Here is a 19032-nt window from a genome sequence, read left to right on the forward strand (position 1 = left end):
ATTGTACCTCCTTGTGGTAATTGCGGGGATGTTCCCTCCCACTTACTGTTACATCTTCTTGACTTCTGCGAAACTGATTTCTACCGGTGTTTCGCGACCAAATAACTCAACATTGATTGTCAGGCTCTGTTTCGGAACATTCATGCTCTGAATTACTCCGACTGTACCTTCCCAGGCACCGCCTGTTACTGTAACTGCATCGCCTTCCGCGAAATCTACTACGATATCCTCTTTCTGGATTCCAAGATTCATCATCTCAGCATCTGTAAGCGGTACCGGTTTCGATCCAGGTCCAACGAAACCTGTCACACCTCTTGTATTTCTTACGACATACCAGGTATCATCATTCATAATCATATGAATCAGGACATATCCAGGAAACATTTTCTTCTGAACCGCTTTCTGAGTGCCTCCGCGCATCTCGACAACGTCCTGCATCGGTACTCGTACCTCAAGGATCTGATCCTCAAGATGACGGTTCTCAATTGTCTTATCAATGTTGGCTTTTACTTTGTTTTCATACCCTGAATAAGTATGAACTACATACCATTTTGCCTCTGACATAAAATCACCTTTCATAATTGCCCTTGTTTATCAGTTTCTTATTTTACTAATAAATCAATTCCGTACTGTGCAATGATATCCACTATTGTGATAACTGCTCCAAGTACTACGGAAACAAAAACAACTGCAGCCGTCTGCTTTCCAAGTGTTTTCTTGTCTGGCCAAACAATTTTCTTAAACTCTGCCTTCAAGCCCTTGAACCAGCTTGTCTTCGGAGCATTGTTTTTTGTTTTTTCGCCCATAACATTCACCTCAGACAACTACTTTGTTTCTTTGTGCATTGTGTGTGATTTACAGAACTTACAATATTTCTTTGTTTCCATACGTTCAGGATGTGCTTTCTTATCCTTCATCATATTGTAGTTACGCTGTTTACATTCTGTACATTCCAATGTGATTCTTGTGCGCACAACTTCCACCTCGCTTCATGTTTAATTTCATGTTTCGTGTTACATGGCAGCTTGCGAGACTGCCCATTTTTAGGCATAAAAAAAAGACCTACTTCCATTCGCCTGTCTAGTATAGCATGGCGAATGGAGGTACGTCAAGTTTTTTTTGCAAAGTGAAAATTCTTCTATTTTTCTAAAATAATTGCCTGAATTTCGATGCCGCACTGCTGCAACTTGGAAACCTCTTCACATAATTTTTTATGACTGGATTTTTCACATACTTCATACAAAATGACATTAGCGATGTCTGCTGATTTTTTCATGGAATCTGCATCACCTAAGATACTGTTTAGCATGATAACTTCCAGATTGTATTTAGCAAATAGGTCTTTCACTTTCTGAATCATTTCGATGTTTCCACCAGTATGTTCTGCACTGAATAATGTTCCGGTCAGACAAACACCTGTGATATTTTTTTTGATTGCTGACATAATTACTGGAAGTAGCGCCATTTCTGCTGAGGTTGTCGGAATGTTTCCCGTCTTTTTCTCTAATTTATCAATCCACCGGTCAACAAAACATTTGAATGCTTTATTTTCATCTGTGATTGTTACAACAGGTACTTCCTGCAGCCCGCCAATGTCTTCTTTTGCATGAATGCGATCGCTGAATAAATATTTTATTCCAAAATATATGATTCCTAATATGCCTCCACCAATGAGTCCAAATACAACATAGAGTATATTAAACTGGCTGTTTTGTGTGTTAATTTCTATAGGTGCGGTTTGGTAAGACATTTTTAAATTCTCTCTGTCCGCTTCAACTTGCTTTAGCTTATCATAGTAATTCCATTTTAATCCATAATATGTATCTTGCTCTGTTGCAAGTGCAAATTTATTTGTTTCAACAACAGAAGCCCCCATGATCTCACACAGGCTGTTTTCTAATTGAATATTTTGAAGTTCAGTTTTCAAGATGTCAATGATTGACTGACATGAATCCTCATCAAAATGAATAACCGTGAACTCTAATAGCCCTGATGCCTCTTCATACATATTAAAGGATAATGACACTATTTCACGAATATAATCGTCTTCAATATCTGTATTTAACTTTTCTCTTACTTTATCACAAAAATCTGTCTGTTTTACAATTTCTTCACATGCATTTTTTACACGCAAAACTTCTTTCTGGTCAATTCCGCTCAACAGACATTCTACTTTTCCCTCAAATACATGATCCGGATTAACCTGCATTTTAATAGAATTTTCCAGATAATCTTTATACATATTGTAGAACTCTTTATTTCGCTCTAATGCTTCTTCTTGCCTGTCATATATTTTTTGATCATGAGCTGAGTAACTTATCTTTTTTGTTTCAGCATCAGTCTCTGGCACACTGTTATTATTGCGCGCTTTCAAGAAACTGACTGTAGCAACAGCTCCCATAAGAAGTCCGAACACAAGAACAAACATAATGATCTTTTTCCACTGCTTTAATATTCTTATCATCAAATCTGATATGTTTAATTTTCTTATTTCATTCATTATTTTTCTTTTCTCCATTTATTTATGCACAAACTAATTACCTCTCTGATATCAAATAGCGCAAGTACGATTAAGACGAATAAAATACCGATCAGGAATACAGTATTTGATATCAAATAAAATAAGATTACACTGATAATTAATGCAGTCAGTGCGTACAGAAAGTCTATTCCTAGTTTAATTCCCTGTAGTTTTACCATAGACCATATTCTTAAAACAAGTAATATGACAAAAGAAATCATTAATGTAACTACAACGCCCTGAATTCCAAATCTTTTTGCACTGAAAATGGCAAACACTACGTTAAAAACGGATGCAATCACTGTACTCGTCATAATAAACGATGTCTGCTTTTCTGTCATAAAAAGTGTACTGATAAATGCGGCCACCGCATTAGCTGAAACTCCGATGATAGTTGCCGGAATGATCCAGACTGCATCCTGATACTCCGGTCCGATATAGAACGGAAATACAATTCTGATAAAAATAATCAGCATTGCAATAATCCAACACATTGTTTTTAGCAGGATATCGACAAACGACTTGTATACTTTTTTTCGTTCCTCATCCTGGGCCATCAGGTATGCCGCCTCGTTCCATGCAAACTGGAAAATAGACATCACAACAGTTACGATACTTGCCAGTCTGTTGGCGACAGCGTATAATCCCACTTCAACTCCTCCGACATATTTGTCGAGAATGATACGGGAGTAACCACTCAAAAGCCAGTAGGATACGGTTGCAATACATAACGGAATCGAGAATTTTACCATCCGCTCTACCACTTTAAAGTTAATATCTTTTATACTAAAGTTTTTAATGAGCTTTAGTTTCCATTCAATCACAAGTATCTGGAGCAGAATTCCTATAATCGCAGATACATACAGCGATTTTACATCCCAATGGAAGTTTACGATTAAAATGACATTTAATACAACCGATACAATCGTATTTAATACCCCTGAAAAAACATATAACGTATTGTTTAAAAATACACGGGCAGAATACGCATATACATATTGGAAGGCAAACGCTAATCCATAGACTGCTACATATGGATAATAGTCAAATTTCATAAATGCATTTACAGCCGTCATTAATATAATGTATACCCCCACTCCTATGATACTCACAACGAATGTATTCGAAATTAAAGCATATTTGTCTTTTGTTTTTTCAGAATCAAAGGAAAAGCGAAAGACCGCATCCCATATCTGGACAAATGCGATCGGTGCAATTAAGTTTATGATAGAACATGCCAAATCATAGTTTCCATACTGCACCGGATCGATATAAACGGTATATAGTGGAAATAAAATAAAAATAACTAATTTGGATAATACATTCCCTGCAAAATAGACGAAAGCAGTTTTTGCAGCTCTTCTTAAATTCACTACACAACACCCCTTTTTCTATTTTTGCCAACCAATTAATCTTGCAACTGAACATTTTATTTTTGTTGAGAGCGGTTGCCAGCTCCCATCATAATGATGGATCGATACTGTCTGATCCGTGATATGCAATTTCCCTGTTTTAAAATCTTTCGGGCAAAGGTATTCGCTTGACAGTATCTGTGCTCCATTGATAACCTGACATCTATCCTGAGAATCGTAACCGTATTTTTTGAATACAAGCGTATTTCTATCCGGACATGGTGTCATATCATACTGACCATCCCCCAGTTTAAACTTAAGGTCCGAATACTGATCCAGGATTTCTTTTACCATCGGATTCTCTTTTTCAGCTCCAAAACCGATTCCCGTTGCAATACATTTATTTGGTGTTGCTTCAATACCAAAGAATGCTTCATTCTCTAACAAATCATCCAAAGGTTTTATCAGTTCCACATCTGTGTCAAGATAAATGCCTCCATAGTGATAGACGATATACAATCTGGCATAATCTGTGATAAATGCCCATTTCTTTGCCTCATACGCCTCACGGACATATTGATTCATGTTTAAATCAAAATTACTCTCATTCCACAGTTTTATTTCATAATCCGGACAATATTTTTTCCAGCTTTTGATACACTTTTCTGCCAGTTTCGGCAATTTCTTTTCGCCAAACCAACAATAATGAATTGTCTTTGGTATCATAACTTTTCCTCTAACCTTTCATATTTTTTCTCATTTTCGTAAACAGTGCAAGGAGCCACTCACTCCACACACCACACACAAAAACAATTTTATGCAGCCTGTCAATGTGATCTGAGGCTATATACAGACTCCTGTATTCTTTCATCATTTTTCTGATCTTTACAACTTCATTGTGATACTGCCTCCGATCTGTATTCATAATATTGATCAGAACAGAGAGCATCTGATTTGCATATTGAACTTTCTGTAAATCAATCGTTTCCGAAGTGAAGTGATTTTTCTCAAGCAATGTGACAATCCCTGAATAAGCATCCAGCACCGTCATTTTTCCCGTATTAAATTTGCTCCTTGTAATGCTGACAGAATCCTGTCGATAATAATACAGCGGAATATCCTGATAAACAACTTTGTCACATTTTGAAATATACTCACATGTAAACGGAGAATCTTCTCCTTTTCGAATCGTCTCATCATACAGCATATCTTTCAAAATGGTTTTGCGGTACATTTTATTCCACGCAAATCCATAATATTTTTCCGGCAGGATTGCATACTGCATCGCCTGTTCTCTATTTAAGACTTCTGTTTTTCCTGAAAACTTTTTCGTACTTTCCGGTCCATTTTCTTCCTTGATCTCAAAATTGCAGACAGACATATCCGCATCATATTTTACCAGATTATCAAACATTGTCTGGATCATATCTTCATGAATCCAGTCATCCGAATCTACACAGACGATGATTTCCCCTTTTGCTATTTTCAGTCCTGCGTTGCGTGCAGACGACAAGCCACCATTTTTTTTGTGTATTACGATGATTCTTGAATCTATTTTTCTATACTTTTCACAAATTTCCGGCGAATCATCCGGTGAACCATCATTGACTAAAATGATTTCCAGATTTTTATATGATTGTTTTTGAATACTTTCGATACATGTTTCCAAATATTTTTCCACATTATATATTGGAACGATTACGGAGATTAAAGGCTCATTTCCCATTTCCATCCACCTTCCTTTCTAAAACTTCTCTACCATTTAACAAAAAAGGTATCAAGATCAACACCTCTTGACAAAGCAACCATCATAAAAGCGATATTTATGAGTGTAAACAGAACAAACAATATCCGCTTATTCTTCCAGGACATCTCATCTTCTACCAGTGCAAATACCATAAACAGCATCATATTAAACAAACGATAGGTTCTGTTGAATTCGTTTAAAAACAATAAAAATCCTGAACAGCTTACACTGAATAATGTATAGCGGTATAAATAATTTACCGCTTTTTTATTTATCTCGGGAACAGAGAGATTATCGACAGACAAAACATTTCTTACGCCGAAATACCAAAGCAGTACCATAAGAAACACAGTGGAACCTGCCCAGATAATTAGTGAATCATACCCGTTATCTGCTGATAAGTATCCGTAGATTCTGTGAAAAAACGGTCCCTGGGCTGCCAGAAATAATAATATCTTCCTCCCGAACACAATAATAAAAATTCCACCGAATGCATGCAAGCCGATTTCAAATTTTGAGATCTCATAATTGTCCTTTTGTCTCACAAATACAACATACAGGAGCATAAGGGCAAAAAGTGCAGAAAAACTATGAAAAAGCACCGCAATCATACATACGATAATCATTTCCACTTTTTTATCATACAGACTCAGATAAAGTCCGTACAGAATCAGAAAGGTGGCAATTGTATTTCTAATCTGGATACAGTCATAATACATAATCATGAGCGCATAGAGGAACAATACATGATTGATATACGGGATTAGTTTTCCCCACTTCCAAAAGACAAATGCAATCAGAGCCATAACAAGAACTAGAAAGTATGTGTAACTTTCTAATCCAATCCCACGCAGGATAGAAGATACAAACCGAATCCCGATTTCTGAACCCATTTCCCCATTGTAAATCAACAAATAGTTAGAATAATCAGAATTATTTACGGAAAAGATCAAAAAGATTGCCTCTACAAGCAATAGCACATAATTCAAACCTTCATGTTTTTTATTATTTTGTTGTACAAATAAAAATATTGCAAAACATAAAATCAATATATATGTATACATTTCAACCTCTCTCTTAATCTACCGTAATATTAAAACTTGCCATAAATAAACGCAACCTGACCTACATATCCGAGTATCATCGTGATTCCTACAAATAAGAAAAAGAAAAATAATCCTGTGACCTTATTCAGATCAAACATTGGATATGACAATTCCAGGCGCCCCTTTACATCGCGTTTGTTTTTGATTATCGAATAGATAATTTCCCAGCATGCAAATGCAATCGCCAAAAATGTCCAAGAATATATTTGCTGTACTCCATCCTGGAACGTAACTGTTCTTACCAATATTTCAATTGCCTGTGAGAATGTATTTGCTCTAAAAAATATCCATGTAATACAGACAAAAATATAAGTTAGCACGATTGACCAGTATCCTTTCCGGTTCTTTTGCTCTGTTTTTTCAGAAGCAATCCGGCTTCTCACATTCATAAATTCTTTGTGAACAACCAGGGCTGCCCCATGAATACCGCCCCAGATAATAAAATTCCAGGAAGCGCCATGCCATAATCCGCCTATCAGCATCGTTGTAATCAGGTTTAAGTATCTACGGACCTTCCCTCTGCGGCTTCCTCCCATAGAAATGTAGAGATAATCCTGAAGCCAGGAAGATAAACTTATATGCCATCTTTTCCAAAATTCTGTTATATTACGGGAAATATACGGCAAATCAAAGTTCTTATCGATATGAATTCCGAGCATTTTTGAAAAACCGATCGCCATATCTGAGTATCCGGAAAAATCAAAATAGATCTGCAAAGAATAGCTAATGACTGCCCACACGCAGGTTGCCGAATGAAATGCTGTCGGAACATGAAACACTTCATCCACAAACACTGCCAAGTGATCTGCCAGCACCATTTTTTTGAACATTCCCATCACGACATATTGAATTCCAATCTGAAGATTCTGCAAATTGACAGAAGTATATCCATGTTTTACCTGCTCGAGGAACTTATTTGCCCTAACAATCGGACCTGATACAAACTTAGGGAAAAAAGCCAGATACAACGCCAGATCAGCAAAATTTTCCATGGGTTCATATTTATTGCGGTATAAGTCAATCAGATAACCAACAGCTGAAAACGTAAAGAAAGATATGCCAAGCGGAATAAATGGAATGATGCGCCTGTCAGAAGGAAACACCGTATGCACAAAAAAGTCACAGTACTTATAAACAATCAGCTGTCCTACAGAGAAAATAATCCCCACTGCAAAAAACTTTACGCACACTTGCTTGTTATTTTTATATTTCTTCATTGCCTTTGCTGCAAAATAAACAATGATCGTCTGAAGAAATAATACAATTGCCGTTTTCCAATCGGATACAAGAATAAACATATAGCTCTCAACTAAGAGGATTACGCTATATGTTTTGTAAGATGACTTCTTCAATTTGCGACAACTGCTTACATAACCCCAGTTAAAAATAAAGATTGCTATAAAAAATAAAAGATATCGGATACTTATAAATGCCATTATTCAGCCTCCAACTTTTGAATTTCAGATACAATTGCTTCAGAAATTAATTTGTGTCCATACTTATTCAAATGTCCACCTGCAGCCTGTGTATTGCTAAATCCATGAGCAACAAGGTGTTCTTCTTCGTAAAGTTTTGTAAAATCATCTGTCATATCATGAAAAGAAATCCCTTGTGCAGCACATTCCTTTTGAAATAGTTCTAATTTTTCCTCTGAATGGGTATAGGCAATGCTGCCGTCTTCCTCTATCATCTGCGGCGGCTGATATACGATGATTAGAGGAATTTCCTGCTCCTTTACTAGCTTAGACGCCTGATTCAAAAATTCTTTTAGCACAGCAGTGTATGCATCTGTATTCTCTTTTTCACTGTCATCATTATCAGAACTCTCCTGAGAGGAACTTCCTCCCTGCATATAAATCCAGTCCGATATTTGTTTATAAATGACTTTCACTGCTGGAATCTTTTGCAAATGATACATCAGTCCACTGTCATAAGATGGAATCGGTTCTGCTTCTTTATCTATAACTTTCTGCATCTCTTCTATGGATAAATCCACACTGTCAGTTACAAGGACAACACACTTTTGTGGAGAATGAGTTTTTAATGCCTTCTCCAGATTATCCACGCAGCGATAAAGTGTATGGCCAGACATACCGATATTATAAGTCTTATATTCTGGCAGCATCTGGTTCAACAAAGCCCCTGCATTTTCGCTTGCCTTTACCTGAGCACCCTCCATATTTGAACTTCCCATCAACAAAACATCCGGCTCATGATAAGCATTCTCTTCCTGATTATTAAATCCATAAGAATCCATTGTAAACCAGGCAAATCCTTCTTTCATATTTGATTTTAATTGATTCTTTTCCCACGTATAATCCGTTGCACCTGTCTGATTTGTGATGTGTACTCCGTCATACGAATATACGAGACAAAACAGTGACAGTACTATAAGCGCGCCAATGCCTGCAGCAATCGCCTTCCCTATCCAACAAACAACTTTTTTCATCTTATCTTTCAACTTCATTTATGACTTCTTTCTGTCCTGAACTACTACTTTACATTATTGCTCCAATATGTTTTGATCTGATCATAAGAATACTTCTGATCCCATTCCTTTTTTGCATTTTGAGAACAGGATTCCCAATACTTATAATCTGTTGCCAACTTTATGATTGCATGGCTCCACTCTTCTTCACCTGTCACTAAAAAACCAAAGTGATCTTTCACAACTTCTTTATTAAACCCAACATTCGATGCCACGACAGGAATGGATGCAGACATATACTGGATCAGCTTAAAACCGCCTTTTCCGCGAGTGAACTCATTATCCTCCAGCGGCATAATTCCAATGTGACTTTCATGCATGATATCCAATGCTTTCTCCCGCTCCCACGTTACATTTCTGAGCACCAGATATTTTGTCTGAACGTTCACTTCTTTATTACAGACACAGGTGAGTACCAACCTTTTGTTATACTGCTCTTCTAATACTTGCGCCACCTTTTCTAAATACGGAATACACTTCTCCAAGTATGGAATATTCGTTACCGTAGCAAGCCATATGATTCGTATTTCCTTCTCATAAACCTCTTTTCGCATATCTGGCTTCCGAAACTCTTTCTTTATGTAATCTCCGTCTGTCGTTGGAATATAATCTACTTTTGACCAGTTATCCTCTGATAACATGTTCTTCAAATATTCACTCAAAAGTGATATTTTATTCGACTCATTTTCCAATAATTCCCACTCGCTTTTGCTAATTTCTCCATTGAGTAAAATCGCGTCATCGATATCCCAGATCACATATGCCTTTTTCAGTAATTTTTTCTCAAGGAGGTAATGGATTTTCGTTTGAAATTTCGGACAAATCTCCCGATTTATAATCACAATATCCGGTTTATAAATAAACACGTCACATAATAGATCAAATATACTTTTGAAAACAATTACAATACTATAGATAAATTTGTTTAATAGATTATAATTAAAAAAATAATTTCTGTATACAGAATCCGGAACCAGTTCTCTGTACTTCATGGCCACAGAATCCATCTCCCGGAAATATTGGTAAATCCTATAATATCCGGAAGGATGAATCTTACAGTTCCGCAAATAGATCGATACCTTTTTTTTCACCTTCACATCTTCCCTTCGCCTTCAGACGTATAAATCTCTCTCATATCCTTTTCGATATTTCTTCTGTCTATCTTATCGAGTACTTTGTTCTGAACCTCTTCATCAAAACATACTCCCTTTCTTTCAATTTCCTGAATGAGGTCATAGATTTCCTGTGCCGCACGCTCATCTGCATCAAACAAAAATCCATTTTCTCTATCATAGATTAAATCTGTATTTCCTCTGATGCGAGAGGCAAGACAAGTTGCATTACATACCAATGCTTCCATCAGAGCAACAGATAATCCTTCTCTTTTAGAAGGAAATACGAAATAGTCGCATGATTTTACAATCGAGATCACATCTCTCCGGTAATTTAACAGATGCAGCCTGTCCCCACATTGCAAACTATCAGCCAATACTGACAATTCTTCCCGCAGATCGCCCTGCCCACAAATAAGATAATGGAAGTTCTCCGGGAGCCAACTTAAAGCTTCTACAACAACAGCGTGATTTTTATTTTTATTTAACTCACCCACAGAGACTATCAGTCTCGTATCAGCGCTCAGTCCTAATTCGTTACATAACTGCTCTCGTTTCGGTTCGATCTCCTGGATACTCTTTAAATCCATTCCAATCCCCGGTACATATTTTATGCATCCTTGTTTCTTTAATCGAAACTTCTTCGCTGCTTCATAATCTTCGAGATTAATTGTGAGCAATACATCTGTAAAATGTGCACCCAATCGCTCTACCGTTCCAAATATCAGATTCTTCAGCGGATGATTCCCCTTAAAGAAATGGAATCCGTGAGCTGTGTAGATCATTTTACAATGTTGATAATTGGAGCTCCGTCTGTTCGCCATCCGGCAAATGATTCCGCCAATCGGAGAATGACAATGAATTAAGTCATACTTCTGCTCATTCATTAACTTCAATGACATACGGTATGACTTCATAATTCCTTTTACATCTTGTATTTTTCTTGGAACCGGTATATGGTAATAACCAACATGCAGTTCCTCCAATGTCTTCTTAAGCTCCCGAATCTTCTCATCAGATATGGAGCTTCCGAACTTAAAGTTACATGCAACGTCTACCTGATATCCCAACTCTTGCAGCAATCTAATATTATTCATATTAAATTGCTGAATCATTGATGCGACCGAAGCAAATACTAACGCTTTTTTCATTCCCTTATCCTTTCAGTAAGTCTAATGGATTCTTCAAAAGAATACTTATTATAATCTTCTCTATAAGCGGACAATTCCTTATCAATCGTAAAATTGCCAAATACTTTATTAACATAAGTATTTTTCCCGCACAACATAATCAACGGGTTGAACAGCTTTGTAAACATAATCTTATGTTGATAGAGCTTTGCAATTGTATGTACTAACTGACTGGTACATACGTATTCTTTGTTCTGCGGCAGAAAAATCCCCGACTCTTCATTGTCAATCATTAATTTGACAAACTCCAACAGATTCCCCAAATACAACATACTTCGCTCATTCTTAATATTGGGAAATACCGGCGTCTTTTTGGCAAACTTTGCTAACATTGGATAATTCCCCTTTGAATCTCTTCCGTACACCATCGGCGGTCTTAGGATCACTACTTTAAACTGTTCATCTGCCAATGGCGCAATCTTTTGTTCAGCCTGCTTCTTACTGTCTCCATAAAAATTATCCGGTGTTAATGGCGTATTCTTTGTAATAATTCTGTCCTGTCCAATCTCTCCACTGCCATATACAATGATGGAACTCATAAAAATAAATTGCTTTACTCCAGACTGCTTCGCCTTCTTCGCAACTTCGTGAGTTAGATCTGTATTGACACGATAATACAACTCACGCTCACTTTCCTTTGGCGTAGAATGCGCCAATCCCGCAACATGATATACAACATCGTATCCAGAGAAATCATACGCATGCCAACCATCATTCTGCATATCTAGTTCATCTATAATATAATGTTCTTGATCTTGTTCCAGGTATGCACGGAAATTACTTCCGATGTAGCTTCCTTTTCCAGTAATCAATATTTTCTTCTTCATACTTCTTCAAATTATTCCTTTTTATTTAGTTTGCCGGTTCCGCCCTCTATGACACCGTCTGATTTCAACACTGAGAAAAATGTAAGCACAAAGCATTTCAGATCAAACAAGAAAGAAAGCTTTCTCACATATTCCCCATCCAGTCTTGCCTTTTCTTCAATCTCCAACTCATCACGGCCATTAATCTGCGCCCATCCAGTCAAGCCCGGTCTCACATCGTTGGCGCCATATTTATCTCTCTCTTCGATTAAATCATACTGATTCCACAGAGCAGGACGCGGTCCTACAATACTCATCTTGCCAAGCAGAATATCCCATATTTGCGGAAGTTCATCCAAACTTGTCTTCCTTAAGATTTTCCCGACCGCTGTAATATACTGTTCCGGATTCTCAAGAAGATGTGTCGGCATATCCTTCGGCGTACTCATCTTCATGGAACGGAACTTATGTATCATAAACAATTTCTTGTTCTTTCCCACACGCTTCTGTGAAAAAAATACCGGTCCCGGATCGGTTACATAGATTAAAATAGATACTATTAGAAATACCGGCGCTAATATAATTAAACCGCAGAGCGCCAAAACAAAATCAATACACGGCTTTACAACTCTCTCATATACCTTCATTCTCCGCTTTCCCTCTCATCTCAAATGTTTTTGCCAACAACAAAAAGGACTCCCGAATCTGGAAATCCTATATGCTGCCCTTCTATGAAATTAATCGATCTATTCTTTTATAAGACTTCATTATCATTCTCGTATACCTTGATCTTCATTTTCAAAAATCAGTTATCTCAAATTCTTCTTTATGACATTATATGCCACCTCTTACCATAAGTCAACAAAAAACTCCAGAACCATCGGCTCTGGAGTTTTTCTTCTGATTATTTAGTTTTATTTTCTTCTCTTAGCAGTTACGCCCATTCCTACTGCTCCTGCGCAGATTGCAAGACCTGCCAGCGCCAGTGTGATTGGCTCACCTGTCTGAGGAGAAGTTGCGCCGTTTGCTGCTGCATCTTTATCAACAACAAATGCTACCGGAGAAAGTGAAGTAAAGGTTGCTGTGATCGTTCCCTCTCCCGCTTTACTCTCTACTACTTCCCAAGCTCCTTTTGCTGTGTCAAAGTGGAGCACTGCTACTCTTGAATTTGCTGTTACGCCTGCAACTTTAAAAGTAATTGTCACAGGGAACTCGGTTCCTTCTGGTGCGATAACATTCTTAATGTCAACTACCTGCATGCCTTCTTCAAATGTCACACCTGCAACTTCCATCACTTCTTTTACTTTGTCGATATTCTTGATTTCCTCTACGGCTGCTGTTTCCTCAGCTGTAAAGTTTGTCTCAGAAACATTCTCAACTTTAATAGCAACTTCGTTGCCACTCTTGTCTGTTGCGGACTGAATCCCTGAAACAACTCCTGATACGGTTACGCTTGGCGCTGCAAATGCTGTTGTCACTGTTGCTGCTGCAAGCACAACTGCGCTTACCAAAGCTATCAGTTTTTTCCTCATGATAAGTTCCTCCTTTCTTACTTACTCATTTAAATATAATAAATACATGTCTATCTGTCAGCAGTTTCCACCGGCCGATAAAACATATTTATTACCATCTCATACAGTTCATCGTCATTTACAATAAACTCATCGTGTTCTGCCCCGGCCTGAACTTCTCCCGGTACTGTGTAGATGTCCTCAGATGCCAGTCCATATTCTGCCAGTTCATTTACGTCTTTTGCCGACATGTCCAAAACCATATAAGGCTCTAATATGCTGGAAAATGTCTCGTAATAGTTTCCATTCTCTCCCGCTATGGCTCTTACAGCTTTCAAAAGCTCCGGCACGAACTGTGTCTGACGCTTCATGCGGTCATTATTGCTGCCTGTCTCATCTGTGTTGCGGTATCTGATATATTTTTCCGCCTGCTCACCATTCAGCGTTACCGTTGCTCCCGCTGTAAATGCCGGATCAATCACAGTATAATCTTCCGGAATCGTCAGCGTAACACCGCCTACGGCATCCGTAACAGCCCGAATTCCTTCCATGTTCATGGCAACAGTTCCATCAATCGGGAGCTCGTAAAACAGCCTTGATACTGCTTTCTTCATAGCCCAGTTACTGCTCTTGCCGCCATTGGCGTAGGCATACTGGGTTGCGATCTGCTTGCGGATTGTTTTGGAATAATTCCCCGACACATCGTAGAGATCTACGTCCGTCATCGTATCTCTGGAAACTTGGATTACTTTCGCAGTTTTAGAAGTACGATCCATAGATACCAAGAGAATACAGTCTGCCTGTCCCGCCGTTCCCGGCGTCTCCTGTTCTGTCAGCATATCTGTCTTATCAATTCCTACGAAAAGAATATTTTTCAGATCAGAATTATATTCATATTCTTTGCCCTGATACAAAACTGTATTGCTCAGATCCTGTGCCGGAACCGAAGTTTCCTCTGTCTTCTTCTGATCCAATGTGGTCCACAGCCAATATCCTGCGATTAACAATACTGCCACACAGATCCCTGCAAAAATGATTTTAACTATCTTATTATTTTTCATCGATCAGTACTGCCTCCACAAGAAACCTCTGTTGTTCATTGCCCGTGCAAGTAGACAATGTTAAGATTCTGTCCTCGATCGTCACTGGGCGCTCTTTATTAATATAAGTATTCATATTCCGCATTTGAGAGAGGGAATCAAGAAATGTCTGATAATCCTCTGTATTGTTGAAATCATAGGAAAGCAGCAAATGTCTGTCATCGTAAGTCACTGCACCAAACACTTCATATGTATAAATATGCTCCGGTGTATAAATATAAATCTGCTTATGTTCTTCCATGTAAGCGCTGTCAGCATAATACTTCAAGCCGCCAAACATGGACTTGTCCCGCATATTATGTCCATACACAACGGTATTCTTATCTTGAAATGTCGTCGTATTCAGATTCTCTGTGTAAATGGAGCCCGGAAGTCCCTCTGCTCCTTCAATGGTATGATCCAGATAGTATTCCCGGTCATTGGCGCTCTGGACAATTGGGTAGTTCACTTCTGTTCCCGGAATTTCAATCCAGGCATAAATATCGGGATTCATTGCCTGCAGTTCCTGAAAGTTCACCGGAATCTCCACCGGCTCCGGAACTGCTTCCGGCTCCTCGGTCGGCTCTTTTTTGGGAATCTCTTTCTTCTCTTCCCGAACCTTCTCGTAAATGTTCTGATTGTCCTTCTGCTTCAGGAGATAGCTGCCTCCTACTGCAAAACCGCCTACAACGAGAAGCAGGCAGAACCAAAAAAGTATTTTACTTTTATTCATTCGAACCACTCTCTGTCCGCTGTCTGCGTGAAGCCTTCTCCATCGGAATCACAACAAGTGTCTTCAATCCAAGTGCGCGCTCAATATCCTCTTCTGTACGGATATTGTCATTCATAAGATGTTTCACTGTGATTAACCCTGCTACAAGCACAAAACCAAGAAGACATCCAAGCATGGTATTCTTCTTTGTATTCGGTCCACTCGGCGCTGTTGACACTTCTGCCTTTTCCACGATAGACGGCGGATCTGTCTTTGTAATCTCCGAAATTCTTGTTACCGATTCTTCTGCCACCGCATTAGCCACATCGCAGGCATCTTCCGGATCTTCTGCCACGGTTGTCAGCGTCAACATACGTGTCGCCGTATTAGAAACTGACAGCATCCCCATAATCTGCCCTCTCGTAAAGCTCTTTCCGTTCTCTCGCTTTAATCGCTCCGCCGCTCTGTCCACAACGGTCTTACTCGTCACAATCTTTCCAAAATCCTCTGCCAGCGCGCTTCCCAGCTGTAAGTCCGCCATAGAACTAATTGTTACCGTGGAAGACACCATATAGAGGGTTGCGCTGGACTGATAGGTCGGTGTAATCAGCTGCCAGGTTACAACAAAAGCCACTGCTCCTCCAGCAACAAATCCTATCAATAGTAACCACCATTTCTTTAACAGGGCGTACATTAAGGCAAGCAGATCGATCTCGCCGCCGTCCATCTCTCTTCTATTCTCTTCATTCATCATCTTTCCTGTACCCACCTATTTCTTCCTCTTTTCATCCTCATAGTAGTTCTTCTGATAATAGTTCTTATAGTTCTTTGCATAATAAGAACCACGTCCAATCTCTACTTTATTCAGCACCACCCCAAGAATGTTCGGATTCGCTGTCCGCATCTGCTCCACGGCCCGGCGGGCTTCCATTCTGGATGCCTTATCTTCTGCAAGGACAAGAATGGAGCCATCACAGTGCTTAGCAATGACAGCTGCATCTACAACGCTGCCAATCGGCGGTGTATCAATAATGATGTACTCAAACGTGTTTCGTACCGCCGCAATCAGTGTTTCGAAGCGATTATTCCCAAGCAGTTCTGTCGGATTCACCGGAAATACTCCTGTCGGAATCATATATAGATTGTGGATGTCTGTGGAATAGACAATCTCCTGCACTCCGGCATATCCGGAAAGGAAATGGCTTAATCCCTGTTCCATCCCCGTGGCATCCAAGCGATTAGCAAGGACAGACTTTCTCATATCTGCATCGACAAGTAAAGTCTTATACCCTGCATCAACAAACGTCTTTGCCATCTGAAAGGATACAGTTGTCTTCCCGTCTCCAGGCAGACAGCTTGTCACCGCAATAACCCGGTTCTCAATCCCTGTAAACTCGATATTCGTTCGCAGAGTACGATATGCTTCACGGATACGCGTGCTTCTCTCTAATTTATTATTAATAACGATACGATTCACAATTACCCTCCTGATTTCTTCTTTCTTATCACATAGTTCCCCTATTTTCACATCATTTAAACTATCATACTTTTTCCCCGTTCGCAAGGCAAATGTAATAATTGGTAACTATCTCCTATAGATATGTCTTCAAAATGCGGTTCATCTCGTCAAATTGCTCTTCCATCTCTTCCACAAGGCGGAACTGAGTTCTGGCACGAACGAGATTGTGTTCCGGATATGCCGTCTTAAAATACACATCTCCCTGAAGGAAGTCTGCCAGGAACCGCATACCACATTCTAATGTCATCAGTCTTGCTCCCCATGGAAGGCTTGCAATCTCTTCCGGAGTCAGAACGTCCTTGGCTGTCTCAAGATACCCCTTAACATACATTTCATAAAGATTGATATCAAAATGTACTTTCTCCAGATCTTTCTCATCTTCCTCTGCAGTTGACGCACCAAACCGGATGGAATCTCCAAAATCATTGGCTGCAAGTCCCGGCATGATTGTATCCAGATCAATAATGCACAAGCCTTTTCCTGTATCCGCATCGAAAAGAATATTGTTCAGTTTCGTATCATTGTGAGTTACCCGAAGCGGAAGCAATCCTTCTCCCAGCTGCTGCATGAGCACACCGCAGTCATTTTCACGTTTTAATACAAACTCAATTTCCGGACGGCAATGACGTGCCCTATTCTTCACATCTTTTCTCTGGGCATCGTCAAAATCCCGGAACCGTTTCACTGTATCATGGAACTGCGGAATGGTCTCATAGAGACTTTCTGCCGGATAATCACCCAACTGCTTCAGAAAATGCCCAAAACTGAGAGCTGACTGATAGAACTGTTCTGGCCGTTCCACCTGCTGATAGCATACGGAATTCGGAACATAATGAAGGCAGCGCCATGGCTGTCCATTATCATCTTCAAAATAGCTTTCTCCGTCTTTCGTCTTAATATAGGATAAAGTCTCCCGATCTAAGTCTCCACCGTCCTGACGGATGACATTTCTCAAATACTCCGTTACTCCAAAAATATTGTCCATGACCTGATCCGGGTTCTTAAACACATTTGTATTAATTCGCTGAAGCACGTAGCGCGGTACGTCCTGACCATCCTGCTCCGGCATATATACTGCATATGTCTCATTAATATGTCCTTCGCCAAACGGCTTCACATAGCTGCAGTTCGTTCCAAAGCCAAAGGCATATACCGCATCTTCCAGACTTCTGCTATCTGCTCCCTCAATCTTCCTCCTCGTAGAGAAAATCACTTCTCCTGCTTCCACCTTATGACCTTCCTTAATGGTGCAATGGGCCTTTACCACACTTCCAAGCCCGACATGAGCCCCTTTCTCGACAACGGAATCATGGTCTACAACAGCTCCACTGTTGATCAAAACAGCCTTCTCGATCCTTGTATTCGTATTCACAACGGCTCTCTGCATAATGAAACAACCCGGTTCGAACACTGCACTAAGACTTACGATAGCTGACGGATGTATGATCACCGGCACTTCATATCCTTCTTCCAACAGCTTCTCTGTCCAGAACAAACGAGTCTTATTGTTGCCAAAGGCAGCTACCGCAGCCGGATATTCGGAATGTTTTAACACATAGTCACAGCACATTCCGATGACATCCTCTGCTTTCGCTGCATCGTCTAAAAATACTACGTTCTCATAGCCAAGTGCTAAGGCCGTCTCCTTCACCATCTGGCCGAAACCGCCTGCACCAAGAATTAATAAACTTTTCATCTTTTGTTCACTCCTTTTGCTAATGTATCTTTAATTTTCCATAGTACTCCAATTAACTCCAGATATTTATTTTTTCTTTTCATTTTTAAAGTTCTCTATTAGTCTTTCTGTTTAGTCTCTTCCGACCTTCAGAAGCATTATCTTGTCAAATAGTATTATAAGCCAAATTAATATTTTTGACTGACTCTCTTAC

The 19032-nt window shown here is 39.2% G+C and carries 20 protein-coding genes; all 20 read right to left on the reverse strand.

Annotated elements, in window-relative coordinates:
- Positions 1-48: 48 nt before the first annotated feature.
- Positions 49-564: a transcription termination/antitermination factor NusG gene (gene nusG, locus KFE17_10060; protein QUO31220.1), complete on the reverse strand. Its 516-nt coding sequence runs from the start codon at positions 562-564 to the stop codon at positions 49-51.
- Positions 565-602: 38 nt separating this feature from the next.
- A complete protein-coding gene (gene secE / locus KFE17_10065; protein ID QUO31221.1) occupies positions 603-806 on the reverse strand; it encodes a preprotein translocase subunit SecE in 204 nt (67 codons plus the stop codon).
- An 18-nt stretch (positions 807-824) separates the two neighbouring features.
- Positions 825-974: a 50S ribosomal protein L33 gene (rpmG, locus tag KFE17_10070; protein QUO31222.1), complete on the reverse strand. Its 150-nt coding sequence runs from the start codon at positions 972-974 to the stop codon at positions 825-827.
- A 164-nt stretch (positions 975-1138) separates the two neighbouring features.
- Positions 1139-2500 carry a hypothetical protein gene (locus tag KFE17_10075; protein QUO31223.1) on the reverse strand — a complete coding sequence of 454 codons (1362 nt, stop codon included), beginning with the start codon at positions 2498-2500 and terminating at the stop codon, positions 1139-1141.
- Entirely contained in the window at positions 2500-3894 is a 1395-nt protein-coding gene (locus tag KFE17_10080) for an oligosaccharide flippase family protein (GenBank protein QUO31224.1), read from the reverse strand. Before KFE17_10080 ends, KFE17_10075 begins: the two co-directional genes overlap by 1 nt.
- Positions 3895-3912: 18 nt before the next feature.
- Positions 3913-4599: a glycosyl transferase gene (locus KFE17_10085; GenBank protein QUO31225.1), complete on the reverse strand. Its 687-nt coding sequence runs from the start codon at positions 4597-4599 to the stop codon at positions 3913-3915.
- A 10-nt stretch (positions 4600-4609) separates the two neighbouring features.
- On the reverse strand, positions 4610-5599 hold the full coding sequence (locus tag KFE17_10090) for a glycosyltransferase (GenBank protein QUO31226.1): 990 nt from the start codon (positions 5597-5599) through the stop codon (positions 4610-4612).
- Positions 5600-5628: 29 nt separating this feature from the next.
- The gene (locus KFE17_10095) at positions 5629-6684 is read right to left on the reverse strand and encodes an EpsG family protein (GenBank protein ID QUO31227.1); all 1056 of its coding nucleotides are present in this window, start codon (positions 6682-6684) and stop codon (positions 5629-5631) included.
- 29 nt (positions 6685-6713) lie between these two features.
- Positions 6714-8162: an MBOAT family protein gene (locus tag KFE17_10100; GenBank protein QUO31228.1), complete on the reverse strand. Its 1449-nt coding sequence runs from the start codon at positions 8160-8162 to the stop codon at positions 6714-6716.
- Positions 8162-9193, reverse strand: coding sequence for a hypothetical protein (locus KFE17_10105; protein QUO31229.1), 1032 nt, complete (start codon positions 9191-9193; stop codon positions 8162-8164). The genes KFE17_10100 and KFE17_10105 overlap by 1 nt, the downstream gene beginning before the upstream one ends.
- A 26-nt stretch (positions 9194-9219) precedes the next feature.
- Entirely contained in the window at positions 9220-10305 is a 1086-nt protein-coding gene (locus tag KFE17_10110; GenBank protein QUO31230.1) for a glycosyltransferase, read from the reverse strand.
- Positions 10306-10307: 2 nt separating this feature from the next.
- On the reverse strand, positions 10308-11477 hold the full coding sequence (locus tag KFE17_10115; protein ID QUO31231.1) for a glycosyltransferase: 1170 nt from the start codon (positions 11475-11477) through the stop codon (positions 10308-10310).
- A complete protein-coding gene (locus KFE17_10120; GenBank protein ID QUO31232.1) occupies positions 11474-12343 on the reverse strand; it encodes an NAD-dependent epimerase/dehydratase family protein in 870 nt (289 codons plus the stop codon). Before KFE17_10120 ends, KFE17_10115 begins: the two co-directional genes overlap by 4 nt.
- Before the next feature lie 11 nt (positions 12344-12354).
- Positions 12355-12969 (reverse strand): sugar transferase, encoded by a 615-nt coding sequence (locus KFE17_10125; protein ID QUO31233.1) that lies wholly within the window; start codon positions 12967-12969, stop codon positions 12355-12357.
- Between the two features lie 267 nt (positions 12970-13236).
- Positions 13237-13854, reverse strand: a complete 618-nt coding sequence (locus KFE17_10130) for a hypothetical protein (protein ID QUO31234.1) — start codon at positions 13852-13854, stop codon at positions 13237-13239.
- Between the two features lie 50 nt (positions 13855-13904).
- Positions 13905-14894, reverse strand: a complete 990-nt coding sequence (locus KFE17_10135) for an LCP family protein (GenBank protein QUO31235.1) — start codon at positions 14892-14894, stop codon at positions 13905-13907.
- On the reverse strand, positions 14884-15654 hold the full coding sequence (gene srtB / locus KFE17_10140; protein ID QUO31236.1) for a class B sortase: 771 nt from the start codon (positions 15652-15654) through the stop codon (positions 14884-14886). Before srtB ends, KFE17_10135 begins: the two co-directional genes overlap by 11 nt.
- Positions 15638-16393, reverse strand: coding sequence for a polysaccharide export protein (locus tag KFE17_10145; protein QUO31237.1), 756 nt, complete (start codon positions 16391-16393; stop codon positions 15638-15640). The genes srtB and KFE17_10145 overlap by 17 nt, the downstream gene beginning before the upstream one ends.
- The gene (locus KFE17_10150; GenBank protein QUO31238.1) at positions 16394-17101 is read right to left on the reverse strand and encodes a CpsD/CapB family tyrosine-protein kinase; all 708 of its coding nucleotides are present in this window, start codon (positions 17099-17101) and stop codon (positions 16394-16396) included.
- A 115-nt stretch (positions 17102-17216) separates the two neighbouring features.
- Positions 17217-18839, reverse strand: coding sequence for a phosphotransferase (locus KFE17_10155; protein QUO31239.1), 1623 nt, complete (start codon positions 18837-18839; stop codon positions 17217-17219).
- Between the last annotated feature and the right edge of the window lie 193 nt (positions 18840-19032).

This window comes from Faecalicatena sp. Marseille-Q4148 (genome assembly GCA_018228665.1).
In the GTDB taxonomy this organism is placed as follows: Bacteria; Bacillota; Clostridia; order Lachnospirales; family Lachnospiraceae; genus UBA9414.

Bases quoted from the DNA above. Each gene is read 5' to 3' on its own strand.
- nusG (QUO31220.1), bottom strand. From the start codon at position 564: ATGTCAGAGGCAAAATGGTATGTAGTTCATACTTATTCAGGGTATGAA.
- secE (QUO31221.1), bottom strand. From the start codon at position 806: ATGGGCGAAAAAACAAAAAACAATGCTCCGAAGACAAGCTGGTTCAAG.
- KFE17_10075 (QUO31223.1), bottom strand. From the start codon at position 2,500: ATGAATGAAATAAGAAAATTAAACATATCAGATTTGATGATAAGAATA.
- KFE17_10085 (QUO31225.1), bottom strand. From the start codon at position 4,599: ATGATACCAAAGACAATTCATTATTGTTGGTTTGGCGAAAAGAAATTG.
- KFE17_10090 (QUO31226.1), bottom strand. From the start codon at position 5,599: ATGGGAAATGAGCCTTTAATCTCCGTAATCGTTCCAATATATAATGTG.
- KFE17_10095 (QUO31227.1), bottom strand. From the start codon at position 6,684: ATGTATACATATATATTGATTTTATGTTTTGCAATATTTTTATTTGTA.
- KFE17_10100 (QUO31228.1), bottom strand. From the start codon at position 8,162: ATGGCATTTATAAGTATCCGATATCTTTTATTTTTTATAGCAATCTTT.
- KFE17_10105 (QUO31229.1), bottom strand. From the start codon at position 9,193: ATGAAGTTGAAAGATAAGATGAAAAAAGTTGTTTGTTGGATAGGGAAG.
- KFE17_10115 (QUO31231.1), bottom strand. From the start codon at position 11,477: ATGAAAAAAGCGTTAGTATTTGCTTCGGTCGCATCAATGATTCAGCAA.
- KFE17_10120 (QUO31232.1), bottom strand. From the start codon at position 12,343: ATGAAGAAGAAAATATTGATTACTGGAAAAGGAAGCTACATCGGAAGT.
- KFE17_10125 (QUO31233.1), bottom strand. From the start codon at position 12,969: ATGAAGGTATATGAGAGAGTTGTAAAGCCGTGTATTGATTTTGTTTTG.
- KFE17_10130 (QUO31234.1), bottom strand. From the start codon at position 13,854: ATGAGGAAAAAACTGATAGCTTTGGTAAGCGCAGTTGTGCTTGCAGCA.
- KFE17_10135 (QUO31235.1), bottom strand. From the start codon at position 14,894: ATGAAAAATAATAAGATAGTTAAAATCATTTTTGCAGGGATCTGTGTG.
- KFE17_10155 (QUO31239.1), bottom strand. From the start codon at position 18,839: ATGAAAAGTTTATTAATTCTTGGTGCAGGCGGTTTCGGCCAGATGGTG.